This is a genomic window from Microvirga sp. CF3062 (assembly GCF_036314045.1).
In the GTDB taxonomy this organism is placed as follows: Bacteria; Pseudomonadota; Alphaproteobacteria; order Rhizobiales; family Beijerinckiaceae; genus Microvirga.
In genome coordinates, this window is the sequence record NZ_JAYGGN010000006.1 from 258,813 (window position 1) to 273,687 (window position 14,875).

At 60.1% G+C, this 14,875-nt stretch carries 13 protein-coding genes; 8 read left to right on the top strand and 5 right to left on the bottom strand.

All coding sequences use genetic code 11. The features are described from left to right. Nucleotides 1-120 precede the first annotated feature (120 nt). Genes VB618_RS13075 through VB618_RS13090 form a run of 4 tightly spaced genes read left to right on the top strand, consistent with a single transcriptional unit; the run spans nucleotide 121 to nucleotide 4,573 of the window. A complete protein-coding gene (locus tag VB618_RS13075; protein WP_329797104.1) occupies nucleotides 121-1,236 on the top strand; it encodes an aminotransferase class I/II-fold pyridoxal phosphate-dependent enzyme in 1,116 nt (371 codons plus the stop codon). A 15-nt stretch (nucleotides 1,237-1,251) separates the two neighbouring features. Further along, nucleotides 1,252-2,643 carry a M20/M25/M40 family metallo-hydrolase gene (locus VB618_RS13080; RefSeq protein WP_329797105.1) on the top strand — a complete coding sequence of 464 codons (1,392 nt, stop codon included), beginning with the start codon at nucleotides 1,252-1,254 and terminating at the stop codon, nucleotides 2,641-2,643. Further along, a complete protein-coding gene (locus tag VB618_RS13085) occupies nucleotides 2,640-3,608 on the top strand; it encodes a pyridoxal-phosphate dependent enzyme (protein WP_329797106.1) in 969 nt (322 codons plus the stop codon). Before VB618_RS13080 ends, VB618_RS13085 begins: the two co-directional genes overlap by 4 nt. Before the next feature lie 5 nt (nucleotides 3,609-3,613). Further along, nucleotides 3,614-4,573, top strand: a complete 960-nt coding sequence (locus tag VB618_RS13090) for an ornithine cyclodeaminase family protein (RefSeq protein ID WP_329797107.1) — start codon at nucleotides 3,614-3,616, stop codon at nucleotides 4,571-4,573. A gap of 9 nt (nucleotides 4,574-4,582) precedes the next feature. On the opposite strand, the gene VB618_RS13095 is transcribed toward VB618_RS13090, so the two are convergent. The 3 genes from VB618_RS13095 to serA all read right to left on the bottom strand — a co-directional run bounded on the left by VB618_RS13095 (nucleotide 4,583) and on the right by serA (nucleotide 7,347). Then, a complete protein-coding gene (locus VB618_RS13095; RefSeq protein WP_329797108.1) occupies nucleotides 4,583-5,176 on the bottom strand; it encodes a hypothetical protein in 594 nt (197 codons plus the stop codon). 201 nt (nucleotides 5,177-5,377) lie between these two features. Next, on the bottom strand, nucleotides 5,378-5,956 hold the full coding sequence (locus tag VB618_RS13100) for a hypothetical protein (RefSeq protein ID WP_329797109.1): 579 nt from the start codon (nucleotides 5,954-5,956) through the stop codon (nucleotides 5,378-5,380). Nucleotides 5,957-6,099: 143 nt separating this feature from the next. Beyond that, the gene (gene serA / locus VB618_RS13105) at nucleotides 6,100-7,347 is read right to left on the bottom strand and encodes a phosphoglycerate dehydrogenase (protein WP_329797110.1); all 1,248 of its coding nucleotides are present in this window, start codon (nucleotides 7,345-7,347) and stop codon (nucleotides 6,100-6,102) included. 463 nt (nucleotides 7,348-7,810) lie between these two features. Here serA and VB618_RS13110 point away from each other — a divergent pair, with 463 nt between their 5' ends. Continuing rightward, nucleotides 7,811-8,584: an endonuclease/exonuclease/phosphatase family protein gene (locus tag VB618_RS13110; protein WP_329797111.1), complete on the top strand. Its 774-nt coding sequence runs from the start codon at nucleotides 7,811-7,813 to the stop codon at nucleotides 8,582-8,584. A 107-nt stretch (nucleotides 8,585-8,691) separates the two neighbouring features. Continuing rightward, the gene (locus VB618_RS13115; RefSeq protein WP_329797112.1) at nucleotides 8,692-9,636 is read left to right on the top strand and encodes a lysylphosphatidylglycerol synthase domain-containing protein; all 945 of its coding nucleotides are present in this window, start codon (nucleotides 8,692-8,694) and stop codon (nucleotides 9,634-9,636) included. Here VB618_RS13115 and VB618_RS13120 read toward each other — a convergent pair. Then, the gene (locus tag VB618_RS13120; protein ID WP_329797113.1) at nucleotides 9,633-11,138 is read right to left on the bottom strand and encodes a phospholipase D-like domain-containing protein; all 1,506 of its coding nucleotides are present in this window, start codon (nucleotides 11,136-11,138) and stop codon (nucleotides 9,633-9,635) included. The two genes, VB618_RS13115 and VB618_RS13120, sit on opposite strands and share 4 nt — an antisense overlap. A gap of 158 nt (nucleotides 11,139-11,296) precedes the next feature. Here VB618_RS13120 and VB618_RS13125 point away from each other — a divergent pair, with 158 nt between their 5' ends. Further along, nucleotides 11,297-11,911, top strand: coding sequence for a DedA family protein (locus VB618_RS13125; RefSeq protein ID WP_329797114.1), 615 nt, complete (start codon nucleotides 11,297-11,299; stop codon nucleotides 11,909-11,911). Nucleotides 11,912-12,098: 187 nt separating this feature from the next. Continuing rightward, nucleotides 12,099-12,419: a DUF2934 domain-containing protein gene (locus VB618_RS13130; protein ID WP_329797116.1), complete on the top strand. Its 321-nt coding sequence runs from the start codon at nucleotides 12,099-12,101 to the stop codon at nucleotides 12,417-12,419. Nucleotides 12,420-12,658: 239 nt separating this feature from the next. On the opposite strand, the gene glgX is transcribed toward VB618_RS13130, so the two are convergent. Then, on the bottom strand, nucleotides 12,659-14,866 hold the full coding sequence (glgX, locus tag VB618_RS13135) for a glycogen debranching protein GlgX (RefSeq protein WP_329797117.1): 2,208 nt from the start codon (nucleotides 14,864-14,866) through the stop codon (nucleotides 12,659-12,661). Nucleotides 14,867-14,875 lie beyond the last annotated feature (9 nt).

Here is a 14,875-nt window from a genome sequence, read left to right on the forward strand (position 1 = left end):
CTGTAGCATCATGGACTTGGACAAGAAAGTCCAAATTGGACTTGACGGTTCAAAATGACTCCTGCCATGGTCTGCGTTCATTCAGCGCTGGAGCGCTGTCATTCCCGCATTGGAGCAATCGTGCAGTTCGATACCTTTCTCATGGAACGGAATCAGACGCTCTTCGAGAACGGCGTCGAGATCAATCTGACCGAAAGCGGCGTGCATCCCTGCACCATCGAGGAGATCATGCCGGCGGATGCCGCGCAGGCGCTCCTGCGCCTGCCGCTCGGCTATGGCTGGACGGATGGACAGCCGGATCTGCGGTCCGCGATCGCAAGCTGGTATCCTGGCGCATCGGCCTCCAACGTGCTGGTGACCAACGGCTCCTCGGAAGCAACGATGATCGCCCTGATGGCCATGGTGGATCAAGGCGACAAGGTTCTCTTCGCGGTTCCCAACTTCATGCAGGTCGATGGCCTCGGACGGGCTCTCGGCATGAATGTTCAGCGTCTGCACCTCCTGCCGGATCGGGGATGGCAGATCGATCAGGATGCGCTCGCGCAGGCAGTCAACGGAGGCGTCAAGCTGATCGCCGTCACCAACCCCGGCAATCCGACGGGTGCCGTTCTCTCGCCCCGCAGCCGCGAGGTTCTGCTGGAGACCGCACGCAAGGCAGGAGCCTGGCTTATGGTCGACGAGATCTATCGCGGCGGCGAGATCGACGGTGCGGAGACGGAAACCTTCTATGGACGCTACGACCGCGTCATCGTCACCAGCAGCCTGTCGAAATCGTTCGCCTGTCCGGGGTTGCGCCTCGGCTGGATCGTCGGGCCTGAAGAGGTCGTCGAGGAGGCTGCCAAGCGGCAGGATTACACCACCATCGGCAGCGGGATCCTCAGTCAGATCGTCGGCGCCGCCGTGATGGCGTCGGAGAACCGGGAGCGCATCCTGGCACGGGGACGGGCTCTGCTGCGCGAGAATGCGGATATCGTCCAAAGCTGGATCGAGAAACGGAACCGCTGGTCTTGGCAGCGTCCCGCGGCCGGCGGCATGGCTTTCCTGCATTATGACTTCGACATGCCCTCGGAAACGTTCTCCAATGCGTTTCGCGAAGAGGAAAGTGTCTTCGTCGTGGCCGGAAGCTGGTTCGGAATCGAGAACCACATTCGGATCGGCATTGGTGTGAAGTCCGAACACCTCGTGGAGGGGCTCGCCCGCCTCGACAGCTTCCTTGCCCGCCGCGGCTTGGCTTGACGTGAGTTCAAGGCGATGCTGCCGCACGATCATCTGCTGAAAGCAAGCGAGGAGCTTCGCCGCCTCGTGGCCATTCCATCCGTCAGCGCGCGCGGCGAGAAGCTCGTCGAGTGTGCCGAGGCCGTTCGCGATCTGCTGGTCGAGGCAGGCTTCGATACGGAGATCCAACCGGGTGAGGTGGGTCCGTTCGTGGTGGGCGAGATCGGCAGCGGCCCTCTAACGGTCATGATCTACAACCATTACGACGTGCAGCCCGAAGACCCGGTGCCGCTGTGGCACTCTCCTCCCTTCGAGATGTCCGAGCGGGATGGTCGCTGGTATGGGCGTGGCGTTGCCGACGACAAAGGTGAGTTCATCAGCCGTCTCGCAGGCTGGCGTTTATTCCGGGAGCAGAATCCTGGCCCCTTGCCGTTCAGGCTTATCTGGCTCGTCGATGGCGAGGAGGAGATCGGCAGTCCGTCACTCGAAGCTTTCCTGAAACGACGCTTCGTGGGTGAGGCCGTCGATGTCTGCTGGTGGGAATATGGCGAGATCGACGCGAGCGGGCGCCCGATCATCCTCTGCGGCTTTAAGGGCGTGATGGCCATTGAACTGCGCGCCAGAACCGCAAGAGCGGATCTGCATTCGAGCCTCGGCGCCGTCTTCGATAACCCGCTGTGGAGGCTTGCAGCCGCAACGGCGTCTCTCCGCGACAAGTCAGGATGCATCTTGGTCGAAGGTTTCTATGATGCCGTCCGACAGCCTTCCCTCAGCGACGGGGAGTTGGCCGCGGCTCCTCCTTACTCGCTCGATAGCCTGATGGAAGCAACGGGCGCAGAGCGGCTTCTCGATGGGGTCGATGCCGCGAACTTCTACCGTGCCGTCAATTTCGAGCCATGCATGAATGTCAACGGCTTCTCCGGCGGCTATGCAGGCGAGGGCGCAAAGACTGTTCTGCCGGCGGAGGGCTCAGTCAAGATCGATTTCCGCCTCGTGCCCGATCAGGATCCGCAGCGTATCGTGACGCTTCTGCGTGCACATCTCGACAGGCATGGGTTCGAGGACATTGAGCTCATCGTTCATGATGCCAATGTGAAGCCGGTCCGCTCTGCGACCGATCACTGGTTCATTCAGGATGTGAAAGAGGCTCTGGAGGTGCATTTCGGGCAGCCGGCCATCGTGCAGCCGAGCTCACCGGCTTCGGGCACGGCCCATCCCTTCGTCGAACAACTAGGCGCGGAGATCGTCGGCCTCGGCCTCACCCACCACGGAGCCATGCTCCACTCGCCTGACGAAAACATCATCATCGACCAGTTCGCCAGGATGATCGAATGCTCTGCCACAATCCTGGCAAGGCTTTCGGAAAGAGCGGCCTTGATGAGAGGCCAGTCGAATCCCCGGCAGCTGCCAGACAGAGAGACACCATGATCAGCATCGTTCTCGAGGCTGCCGCCGGGTCGATGCAGGCACGCCAGCGCATCCGCAGCCATATCTACCAGACGCCCTTGCTCCCGTCGAGGCAGATCGGACGGGAAGCCGGCTCGTCGCTCTCCTTCAAGGCCGAGAATTTCCAGCTCACCGGCTCCTTCAAGATCCGTGGCGCTGCAAGCAAGATGACGTCTCTGGGCATCGACCGCGAAGTCATCACGGCTTCGTCCGGCAACCACGGCATTGCTTCGGCACAAGCCGCAGCATCCATTGGTCAGGCACTCACCGTCGTGCTGCCTGAAACCGTAGCCCAGGCCAAGCTCGACCGCATCCGTTCGTTCAACGTGAACGTCATTCTGCATGGCGCGGAGAGTGGACTAGCGGAGCTTCACGCACAGGAAGAGGCGGCAACTCACGGTCTCGTTTATGTGTCTCCCTACAACGACCCCGAGATCGTGGCCGGGCAGGGGACCATCGGGCTTGAACTGCTCGAGCAGTCGGAGAGGATCGACAACGTTTTCATCGCCATGGGCGGCGGCGGGCTGATCAGCGGTATCGGAGCCGTGCTCAAGAGCTTCAGTCCTGGGACGCGAGTCTATGGCGTGGCGGCCCAGAATTCGGCGGCTCTTGCGGCAGCCATGACGGCCGGACGTGTTGTCGAGACCGAGCACCACGATACGCTTGCGGACGGCGTCGCTGGAGGCATGGATGAGGACAGCATTACCCTGCCGCTCGCCGTCTCGGTCGTCGATGAGGTCGTCACTTGCACGGAAGGCGAGATCGCGGGTGCTCTCCGGGATCTGGCATTCAAGGAGAACCAGATCGTGGAGGGCGCGGCGGCTCTCGCCTTGGCCGGGTTCCTTAAAGTGGCAGACCGCTGCAGAGGTCAGAGGAATGTCGTCGTGCTCTGCGGAGCAAACTTCGACCGTGACAAGATCTTCTCTGTTCTGAACGACCAAGGGTGAGGGTCATGGCTGCCGCAGGTCCGATCACCTTTCTCAATCCATCGCAGATCGAGCAGAGGTTGAAGGGGATCGACCTCGTGCGCCTGATGGAACAGGCCTTCGAAGCCTTCTCTCAAGGCGAGGCTGTGGTTCCACCGCCTGGCGAACTCCTGTTCGAGGACCCGCCGGGCGAGGTCCACATCAAGTATGGCTACCTGAAGTCTGGTAATACCTATGTGGTCAAGATCGCATCAGGCTTCTGGAACAATCCCGAACGGGGCTTGAGCAGCAGCGACGGCCTCTTGCTCGTATTCAAGAAAGATACGGGAGAACTGGCAGCCGTGCTCAATGATCGCGGGCGCCTGACGGATCTGCGCACGGCAGCGGCGGGAGCCGTCGCGGCGAAGTACCTTGCGCGTGAGGAGATCGAGACTGTTGGTGTGATCGGGACCGGCATCCAGGCGGAGCTGCAAATTCAGCTGCTTCAAGCTGTCCGCACATGTCGGAACATCGTGTTGTGGGGGCGCAATCCCGACAGGGTAGATGCTTATACCCGCACGATGCAGGACAAGGGCTTCCTCGTCGAAGCTGCGCGTTCGCCGGCTGAGGTCGCATCCCGCTGCCGCCTGATCGTCACCGCGACGGCGAGCCCGGAGCCACTTTTGCAATGGTCCGACATTCAGCCCGGCACCCATATCACGGCTATCGGCGCTGACAGTGCCGACAAGCAGGAGTTGGATCCGTTCATCATCAGGCACGCTGATCTCGTCGTGACGGACAGCCGAGCGCAGGGGCGGTCAAGGGGAGAGCTCTGGCACGCCTATCAGGCCAATGACGCAGCCATGAACCATATCGTCGAGATCGGTGAAATTGTTTCCGGAACGGTCAAGGGACGAACGGTAGCTGAACAGGTGACGGTGTCGACGTTCTCGGGGCTTGCCGTTCAGGATATCGCAATCGCGTCGGCCGTTCTCGACCGTTCGTGATGCTGCCCCTCAAGGGGCATGCTCGATGCGCTCGATCAAGGAGTCGATCTCCGCAATTTTTCCGAGACGGCGCTTGCATTGCCTGTCGAGATGCCAGGCTCTGCCGATGCTCAACGTCAGCAGAGGCAGCGCCCAAAGAATACTGACAACGTTCATTAGTACTAGGGTGAGAAACGCAATCGACAAGACCCAGGCTTCGATGCGTCCAAACCCTTCGGTGAATTCGTTCTTCAGGAAAAGCTGCTGCCGCTCCATGAGGAGCTGACTCTTGGCATAATCGAGCAGATACTTCTGCCCATTCACCTGCTGGCAGCTGCGCTGACGTTCAAGCCTTCCTCTGAGTTCCGTGAGATCCGAAACTCGATCAGGGGTATCGTAAGCTCTATCAACGGGTGCGAAGGCTTTGAGGATCCGGCGGTGCAGGGCGACGAGCGCCGGAGGCTTGTTGTCCTGCCCGGTTTGCAGTTCGGTCGTCTCGAAATCGTCCGTGATGCGGCGGCGGATCTGCCCGACAGTCGTTTCTTGTCTGTCGTGTTCGAAGATGGTGGCGACATGCCGTGCAATCGCTGTCTCGATCGTCGCTCCTGCCCTGTCCGTCGACATCACCAGCTTCCTTCGCCTTTGGCCTGCCGGCGGTCAAAGACAGCAGGGTGATGGACCCAGTGCTCAGACACGCATGCACGGCGGCACCATTGCGGCAGTTTATAAACTTTGAAACATCAGGGTTAATAGATGCTTAAATCCGGCATCCTTTCTCAGTATTTTCAGGCATACAATCCCACGCAATAAGAGGCGAGAACGGGATCAGCGATGTTCCTCAGGGAGCATGCCGGCCAAGTCCTGAAGGAACTTGATGGATGCAGCTGGACGCCCTTCCTGTTCAGCGACCTCGATGATGTGGTGCAAGATGGTGGCAATCTCACTCAGTTTTGCGACGCGACCTGCAGAGAGAACGTGAAAGAAGGTCGAGAATGCCACCGCAATCGCCTGATCATGCTCTTCCAGAACGCGACATTGCTCCTTGAGCGCTTTGATGTCTCTCTCCTGAGCCGAGACGATCTCGACGAGAGTCAGCATCTGCTCGGCCAGGGTATCTACGGAGGTGTTCATGTCGCTGAAGCGTTCCAACTGGGCATGGATGGACGGGCGAGGATTGCCTTGATCGTCGACCAATGGAGGCTTGAGGGATTGACGTATCTCTGGAGATGAGAATAACGCCTGATCGGCTCCAGCCGGCTTAGGATCCGCCTTCGAGAAAAAAGGCTCTCCGAGCACAGGTTCTGTTTTATCTGCAACGATACGGGGAAACCCGGTTGTGCGGGCGAGCTTGCTCACTGCCTGCTGCATGAAATGACGTAACTTCACCTGAATACCGGCAATCACGTTCCTGCTTTCTATCAGGAGAGCACATCATTCCCTCCATGCGAGAGAGGGCACAAGCGACGGTATCATGCCTTGAGCACGAATGCTTCATGAAGGTTATCTCCGGCTTCAAACTTCCCGCGTCTCCGGGTGCCGACTACCCACTACCCACGGGCATAAAGCAACCGAGCACGAATGGTCCCTTCCAGAGCCCGGATCTCCTGCAGCGTCTCGCGACTCTGCTCAGGCTGACCTTCCACCTCGATCACCACATAGCCGATCTCGCCATCTGTCTGCAGGTGCTGGGCCGTGATGTTGAGGCCGCGCTGGGAGAAGGCATTGTTCAGGCGCCCGAGCATCCCGGGCACGTTTCTGTGCACATGAATATAGCGGGTTCCCGTGGGCCGGGATGGCAGCTGCACCTGGGGGAAATTTACGGCCCCGACAGTCGCGCCCACGTCGGAATAATCCATCAGCTTCTTAGCGACCTCGGCACCGATACGCTCCTGCGCCTCCTCCGTCGACCCACCGATATGAGGTGTCAGAATAACGTTGTCGAGACCCTGCAGCGGTGTGACGAAAGGCTCTTTGTTCGATGCAGGTTCTACGGGAAATACATCGACGGCAGCGCCTCGCAGGTGACCGATGCGCAAACCCTCGGCCAAGGCGTCGAGATCGACCACTGTGCCGCGGCTGTTGTTGATGAGATAGGCTCCCTTCTTCATCGCGGCGATTTCGGCTTTGCCGATCATTCCATGCGTTGCCGGGGTTTCCGGCACATGCAGGCTGACGATGTCGCTCTGGCTCAGCAGGGCATGTAGGCTGTCGGCAGGCTCCGTATTGCCGTGGCGGAGCTTGTCGGTCTGATCGAAGAAGATGACGCGCATGCCCATGGCTTCCGCCAGATAGGAGAGCTGCGAGCCGATATTGCCATAACCGACGATGCCGAGCGTCTTACCCCGCACCTCGTGGCTGTCTGTCGCAGATTTATCCCAATGGCCCTCATGGGCAGCGGTGGATTTGGGGAAGGTGCGCCGCAGGAGCATGACGATTTCCCCGATCACCAATTCGGCCACGCTCCTGGTGTTGGAGAACGGAGCGTTGAAGATGGGAATGCCGGCCTGCCGGGCGGCCTCCAGATCGACCTGGTTCGTCCCGACACTAAAGCAGCCGACGGCAATCAGACGATTGACTGCTTTCAAAACTCTGCTCGCCAGCTGGGTGCGGGAGCGGATGCCCAGGAGGTGGATTCCCTGAAGGGCTTCGATGAGCGCGTCCTCGTCGAGCGCAGTCTTGAGGTAGGTCAGGTTGGTATAGCCCGCCGCCTTGATCAGATCGACTGCACTCTGATTCACTCCCTCGAGCAGGAGAACGCGGATCTTGTCTTTCTGAAGAGAGAACATCTCGGACATATCGGCTCCAACTGCCTTCCATGGGCATGCCATAGCGCGCCGGGGCAGGGGCGGAAATCTTTTTTTCTCGCATAGGTATGCTTCCATGGGCGCGGTCTCCGGCACCCTTTCGGACATCCGGCCCTCGACCGGGTGAGGCCTCCTACCTCCTATGCTCTGACCCTGACTCCCGCGTCTGGTCTATGATGGCGGAATCCGGTTGCAACTGCGGCTGGTCGAGGAGGCGGGGACCGGTGCCGGATGTACGCACGGTCCCCGTTCCTTTTCTGAATCTCATCCCTCCAGCCCCAGGTTGAGCTGTAAAAACCGCTTGGCATCTTTGGTGATGTCCGACGCTCAAGTTCATCAAAAAGCCGAGCTTGTATGGATCCAGGTCCCTTAGATGGGAGTTCTTGTTCCATCTGCATAGGAACCAGCTGGTGAGCCGTGCGCTCTCTCCGGAGGTCTGCCAAGAGGGGGCGAAGTGCCGCGAATCCTGACCTACAACGTGCACCGCTGCCTTGGCACGGATGGACGGCTGTCCATTACGCGCGTCGCCGATGTGATTGCAGCCTACGAACCTGACGTTGTAGCGCTGCAGGAACTCGACGTGGGTCGGATCCGGACGGGGGGCGTTGACCAGGCTCATGCGATCGCCCAGGCGCTCGGAATGCATGTGCATTTCCATGCCAGCATGCGGGTACTTGAAGAGGAGTATGGCAACGCGATCCTGACCCACAGACCCTCAAAGCTCGTCAAGGCGGAGGCTCTTCCGGGCTTGGCCGCAAAGCCGCGCCTTGAGCCGAGAGGAGCTCTATGGGCTTCGGTCAACATCGGAGGGGCCGATGTCCAGATCATCAATACCCATCTGGGCCTGCGCCGCCACGAGCGGCTTGCCCAGGTGAATGCCCTGCTGGGCCCGCACTGGCTTGGCCATCAGTCCTGCCGGGAACCAGTGATCTTGCTTGGGGACCTTAACGCCACGCCGCGATCGCGCGCCTATCAGCGCATCACTGCGCATCTTTGGGATGCACAGGCGCTGGCGAGGCTCCCCAAGCCCAAGGCCACCTTCCCGTCACGCTTGCCGATGCTGCGCATCGACCACGTCTTCGTCAGTCGCGGGATCGCCGTGCAGCGGGTTGAGGCTGTACGAACGCCTCCCGCGCGCGTCGCCTCGGATCATCTCCCGCTTCTCGTCGAGTTCCATGTCATTGGCGGAAAGACGCATCAGACCAGCATGGCCCACGTCCACGAGTGAGCGATATCACGGAGCCTGTCTGACGGATCGCAGGCTCTACGTCTGCGTTAAGCTTTATAGAGCGGAGCCGTTTGCCGATGCGGCTACGAAGCAGGTGAGGAGAGGGGATGCGGAACTGGAAGTACCTGATTGCTGCGGCGGCCATCGGTCTGGCGGCTTTCCTGCTTTACCGCACGCTCAGCCGCTACAGCCTGGACGAGTTGATAGCCGCCGTTATCGCCGTTCCGGTTCCGAGGCTCCTGGGTGCTGCAGGTTTTGCTGCGGCAAGCTATGTGTCCCTGACCTTCTTCGACTATCTGGCCCTGCACTATGTCGGCCGGCCGCTGCCCTATCCGAAGGCGGCTCTCGCCTCCTTCACGGCCCTCTCCCTCGGCCACAACATAGGATTAGCTGCCCTGAGCAGCGGTGCGGTGCGCTATCGCTTTTACAGCCGCTGGGGGCTCGCGGCAGGCGAGGTGGCGAAGGTTATCGTCTTCTGCGGGGTTACCGTAGGGCTTGGCCTGCTGACGCTGGGCGGAGCAGCCCTGCTCCTGCGTTCCGGGCTAGCCGTGGAAATTACAGGACTGACCCTTCCCGTCATCATTGCTCTCGGCCTGGGCTGTCTTGCCATACCGGCGATCTATCTGCTCCTGTCGGTTTTCGTACGCAAGCCTTTACGGATTCGGCGGTGGTCGCTTGAGATCCCGGCCTTCCGGCTCGCCGTTGGACAGGTTCTGATCGGATCCATCAACTTCGCCTTTGTGGCTGCCTGTCTTCACCAGGCTCTCGCCGCCGTGGCAGACGTGGCATATCTGGGTGTGGCATCCGTCTATGTGATCGCGAATGCGACGGCGCTGGTCAGCCATGTGCCCGGCGGGCTTGGCGTGATCGAGAGCGTTGTCATGTATCTCCTGCCACAGAGCGACTTGATCGGGCCGCTGCTGGTATTCCGGTTCGTCTACTTCCTCGCGCCGCTTGTCCTAGGTGGCATTCTGTTTGCCGCAACCGAATTGGTCTTGCGAGGGCGGGGTTCCGGCTATGAGAGAGACGCTCCCGGTGCCGTGAAGGCCTAGATATCAGTCCTTCGGCGGCGGAAGAGGGAAAGCGGCTCGAAAGGCTCCAAAGGGTCTAGAAGGCTGGTTCCCGGTGCCGGTGCATCCGGCCCCTCATCTGCCATGGCCCCGAAAACGCGCAAGCCGCGCTCTCTTGTGTTGAGTTGGTCGATGGCCCGGATGACGGAGCCTCCTGCTCCTTCCAGAACCTCGGCGAAGATCTCAGGCTGCGTCTCCAAATGCTCGGCAAGGAGCCGGTGCCTCAGGAAGGCTATCGTGCGACACTCTTCCTCGGTCGTTGCCTCGATGGCGAGGTCGCACTCGCTGTCGAGTCCCATGGAGCGGTTGTTCAGGTTCGAGGAGCCGATGCGCAGAAACACGTCGTCGACGATAATGAGCTTTGAGTGGATGAGCACCTGGCATTCCCCGCCTGCGCCATTGGGAATGACCGGGTAATAGACACGCAGGCGATCGTAGTGATCGCATTTACGCAGACGCCGGATCAGCCTGTCCCGGTTCGTGCCCATGACCAACTCCTCGGCCCAGCCATGGGATTCATGCGTCTGAATCACGACGATCTCCGGCCCGTCGGGATCAGCCAAGCGCTGTTCGAGAACGTCCCCAATACGGGGAGACGTCATGTATTGCGCTTCGATGTAGATGCTCTTCCTGGCAGCGGAGAGCGCATCCTGGGTCAGGGCAGCCGCCTCCTGAGTGGCAGGCTGGTCTCCCCAGGCCGGATAGGTTCGGGCGATGGCGACCGGCATATTGACGAATTCGGCGCCAAGGTCCTCCGGCCAAGGGGTTGCTCGCTCCGGTGGGGCCGGGCTTAGCTCCTCGCCCGTCGCAAGCTTCCAGCGGCCATAGCCCACCTCGGCGACGGATCGGGCAGCCTCGCCGTCTACGGCCATCTGCAGATCGTGGACCGGCTCGTAGATATTCCCGTCATCCTTCAGGCGGAACGGATCGTCGCAAGCATGACGATGGGTGTCCCAACGCTCAACCGTCAGGTCCATGCCGCCGACGAAGGCCAGTGCATCGTCGATGCAGACTATCTTTTGGTGGTGGGCCGCATAAAGCGGGTGATGGGTGTCCAGCTTGACCTGAAGGCGGGGATGGTCCTGCCACTCGGCACCGAAGATCAGCGGACCGGGAGCGCCGGGGGCATGCACGACGGCGATGCTCCACACCAGAACCCTGATTTCCAGGTCCGGCTTGGCTTCGACCAGAGAGCGGAGCAACGGGCCGAGCGGGGGTGATTCCTCGGCGCTTACGTCCGGGCGCAGACGGATGCTGCCGTCGAAATCCCAGCCGATGATGAGAATGGAGCGTTGGGCACGGCGCAGGGCCGCTTCCAGGCAAGCGAAGTAAGGAGCGCCGTCAATCAGGATCGATGCACGATCAGCCCGGTCGACGCGCCAGCAATTCTGCCCTGGGCGCAGGAGCGAGCCTCCCGGCAGCCGAACGGCTGCCTGAGCGAGCTGAAATTCATGCCGGCCCGTCGTTTCTTCCAGAAGCTGCACGCGACTAAGATCCTAAACGCAGTCCTGTGCCAACTCAGGAACCGAGGCCAAGGTTCCGGTGGAAACAGAGCGCTCCAAAATCGTTGCCCAGAGCGATGGGGCTTGCGGATCGAGCCTGTATCGGAGATTTCCGGATCACTTCACAATTGGGGTACAGCGTGTTTGATTGGATCGTCAGCCTCATCGACAAGGCCGGATATATCGGCATTGCTCTGCTCATGCTGCTGGAGAACGTTTTCCCGCCGATCCCATCGGAGGTCATCATGCCCTTGGCGGGCTTTTCCGCCGCCAAGGGGACGCTCAGCTTCACGGGAGTCATCATTGCGGGGACAATCGGTTCGCTCGCTGGCGCCTATTTCTGGTTTCTGATCGGCCGCTGGATCGGCCCGAAGCGGCTGAAACGGTTTGCCGCCAAGCATGGTCGATGGTTGACCCTGCATCCCGACGAGATCGATCAGGCCAGAGCCTTCTTCTCCCGCCATCAGGCGCTCGCCTTGTTCCTCGGACGTCTGATCCCGGCGATCCGTTCCCTGATCTCCGTCCCGGCCGGAGTGAATTGTATCCCGATTTCCACCTTCCTGCTGTGGAGCTCTCTGGGAACGGCCCTCTGGACGGTTCTGCTCGCAGGTGCCGGGTACCTTCTCGAGAGCCAGTACGAAATGGTCTCGGAATGGCTGAACCCCGTCTCGAACGTTGTCTTTGCGGGTTTGGTTGTTTGGTATGTTTACAGGGTCATCCGCTTCAAGGCGCCTAAGACTTCTGAAAGCGCCTGAAATTTCATCGGAGCAGGTTCGATTTCTGAGCAGGTACTTGCAGCAGATTCATTCCCTTACCGTTGCCAATCCGGAGAAGCGCCTAATAATTTACACAGTTCGCACGGTGAGCGCTCCAATCGCGGCAGGCTGGTCCGCTTTTGCGCTTCATCCGGTTGGGGCATGACATCAAGACTGAAGGGCAACCATGGACAAGGAACTTGAAAACAATATTCGTGAGCGGGCTTACGAGCTCTGGATGCGGAACGGGACTCTCCCTGATCGGGCTGACGAATATTGGTATCAGGCCGAGCAGGAAATCCTCGGCCAAAGCAGTGAAGGATCTGGTATCCAACCTCCATCGCTCATTGATCCTGCCCCTTTAGGCATGACCAGCATGACGGCCGATGAGGCTCCTCCAGCCGCTCCGAAGACCCGTAAAAAGCGCAGTACTGCTCAAAGTCCAAAGGAAGAGACGAGCGCTGCTCCTGCCGCGCCGAAACGCAGGCGGACAACCAAGATAACTTGAGAAGAGTTCGTGACCTGAGCCTTCAGCTCTGATGGCCGAAGGTCCGGTTGAAGTCGAGAGGCGATACGAACCTGCCGAATTCCGGCACTAGAGCTGCTTCCACTTGCGTGAAATCATCTCTCTTCTTTGGGTTGCCGCATTTTTGATGGCGAACCGGATCCACTTCGCCGGAAAATGCTCTAGGCCTGACCTCTGCCGCTCCTCCGACTGATAATGAGACCAGCCGTAAGAGCGCCGTATCAGGCGCTCCTCCTTTTTTCAGGCTTCGGCTGCTTGGTAGGTTTCAGCTGGAACAGCAGCATGGAATGGGCCGTGACCGTGTAGATCTTGCCGAAGCTGAACTCCGCTGGAGTGTCCAGATCCGGCTGGTTGGTATCGATGTGACACATCCACGCCTCGCCGCCGACTACCTCCGGCAAGGTGCATTTCACTACATCATTATGGGCATTCATAATCATCAGGAGGGTCACGTCCGTACCCCGCCTGCGGATGCCGGTCGGCTGCGCACGACCATCGAGCAGAATGCTGATGCAGCGGGCGTTGGGATCCTCCCAGTTTTCGGGCGTCATCTCGTCGCCTGAGGGCGTGAGCCACGTCACGTCCTTGACGTCGAGTTCTTCGTTATAAACGCCCGAGAGGAAACGCACGCGCCGCAGGATTGGCAGGTTCTGACGCAGCTGGATCAGTTTGCGGGTAAACTCGAGCAGTTCGACTCCATCTTCGTCGATTCCTTCCCAATCGACCCACGACACCTCGTTGTCCTGGCAATAGGCGTTGTTGTTGCCCTGCTGGGTGCGGGCGAATTCATCGCCGGCCAGCAGCATGGGAGTTCCTTGCGAGAAGAGCAGGGTAGCCATCATGTTGCGGATCTGGCGCGATCGCAGCGAGCGGATCTCGGAGTCGTCCGTCGGACCTTCGACGCCATAGTTGAAGGACAGGTTGTGATCGTGGCCGTCCTTGTTGTCCTCACCGTTCTCTTCGTTGTGCTTGTCATTGTAGGAGACGAGATCGTTCAGAGTGAAGCCGTCATGGGCGGTGACGAAGTTCACAGACGCCCAGGGCCGCCGCCCGCGCTTGTTGAAGATATCCGCCGAAGCGGTGAGGCGGGCCGCGAGCTCCGGCAGTTTTCCCTCATCTCCCTTCCAATAGGCACGCACCGTGTCGCGATAGCGGTCGTTCCACTCGGCCCAGCCGGGCGAGAAGCGTCCGACCTGATAGCCGCCTGGTCCGCAATCCCACGGTTCGGCGATCAGCTTGACCTGGCTGAGCGCGGGATCCTGGCGGCAGGTATCGAGGAAGCGGCCATCCTCCTCGAAGCCATGCGGCTCGCGGCCCAGGATCGTTGCGAGATCGAAGCGGAAGCCATCGATCTGGACTTCCTGCGCCCAGTAGCGAAGGGAGTCCGTGACCATCTGGAGCACACGGGAGTGGCTGAGGTTCACCGTGTTTCCGGTGCCCGTATCGTTGATGTAGTAGCGCTGATCGGGCGCGAGCCGGTAATAGGAGGCATTGTCGATACCCCTGAAGGACAGGGTCGGCCCCAACTCATTGCCTTCGGCCGTGTGGTTGTAGACCACGTCCAGGATCACCTCGATCCCGGCATCGTGGAGATGGCTCACCATCTCCTTCACTTCGTTGATGAAGGGCGTTGCAAGGTATCGCGGCTGCGGTGCGAAGAAGCTGATCGAGTTGTAGCCCCAGTAGTTCTTCAGATTCTTCTCGACCAGATAGCTGTCGTCCACGAAAGCATGGATCGGCAGCAGTTCGACGGCTGTGACGCCGAGATTCTTGATGTACTCAATGACCTCATGCTGCATGAGCCCAGAGAACGTTCCACGAAACTCCTTCGGTACTGCCGGATGCTGCATGGTGAAGCCACGCAGATGGGTCTCATAGATGATGGACCGCTCCCAGGGAATCTGTGGCCGGCGCGCCCGTGCCCACGTGAAAGCTGACTCGACGACCCGGCATTTCGGCATGAACCGTGCGCTGTCACGTTTGTCGAACGATAGATCGGCATCGGGCGAGCCCAACGTGTATCCGAACAGGGCGGGATTCCACTTCAAGTCGCCGATGAGCTGTTTGGCATAGGGATCGAGCAGGAGCTTGTTGGGATTGAAGCGATGGCCGGCCGTGGGCTCATAGGGGCCGTGGACGCGGTAGCCGTAAGTCGTCCCAGGCCGCGCATCCGGCAGGTAGCCATGCCAGACCTCGTCGGTATATTCCGGAAGCTCGACCCGCTCGATTTCCCGCTGGCCATCCTCGTCGAACAGGCAAAGCTCGACCTTCGTGGCATTCGCGGAGAAGATCGCAAAGTTGACGCCCAGCCCATCCCATGTGGCTCCGAGGGGATAAGGAAGTCCTTCCCGGACGCGGGAGGTGCGCCGCACGTTCGGTGCCACGATCTGAGCCGACGATTGCTCACGGATATCGACTTTGTCATTCATTGGGAATCT

Coding starts and splice junctions, on each gene's coding strand:
- VB618_RS13080 (WP_329797105.1), top strand. CDS start 1,252: ATGCTGCCGCACGATCATCTGCTGAAAGCAAGCGAGGAGCTTCGCCGC.
- VB618_RS13085 (WP_329797106.1), top strand. CDS start 2,640: ATGATCAGCATCGTTCTCGAGGCTGCCGCCGGGTCGATGCAGGCACGC.
- VB618_RS13090 (WP_329797107.1), top strand. CDS start 3,614: ATGGCTGCCGCAGGTCCGATCACCTTTCTCAATCCATCGCAGATCGAG.
- VB618_RS13095 (WP_329797108.1), bottom strand. CDS start 5,176: ATGTCGACGGACAGGGCAGGAGCGACGATCGAGACAGCGATTGCACGG.
- serA (WP_329797110.1), bottom strand. CDS start 7,347: ATGTCCGAGATGTTCTCTCTTCAGAAAGACAAGATCCGCGTTCTCCTG.
- VB618_RS13115 (WP_329797112.1), top strand. CDS start 8,692: ATGCGGAACTGGAAGTACCTGATTGCTGCGGCGGCCATCGGTCTGGCG.
- VB618_RS13130 (WP_329797116.1), top strand. CDS start 12,099: ATGGACAAGGAACTTGAAAACAATATTCGTGAGCGGGCTTACGAGCTC.
- glgX (WP_329797117.1), bottom strand. CDS start 14,866: ATGAATGACAAAGTCGATATCCGTGAGCAATCGTCGGCTCAGATCGTG.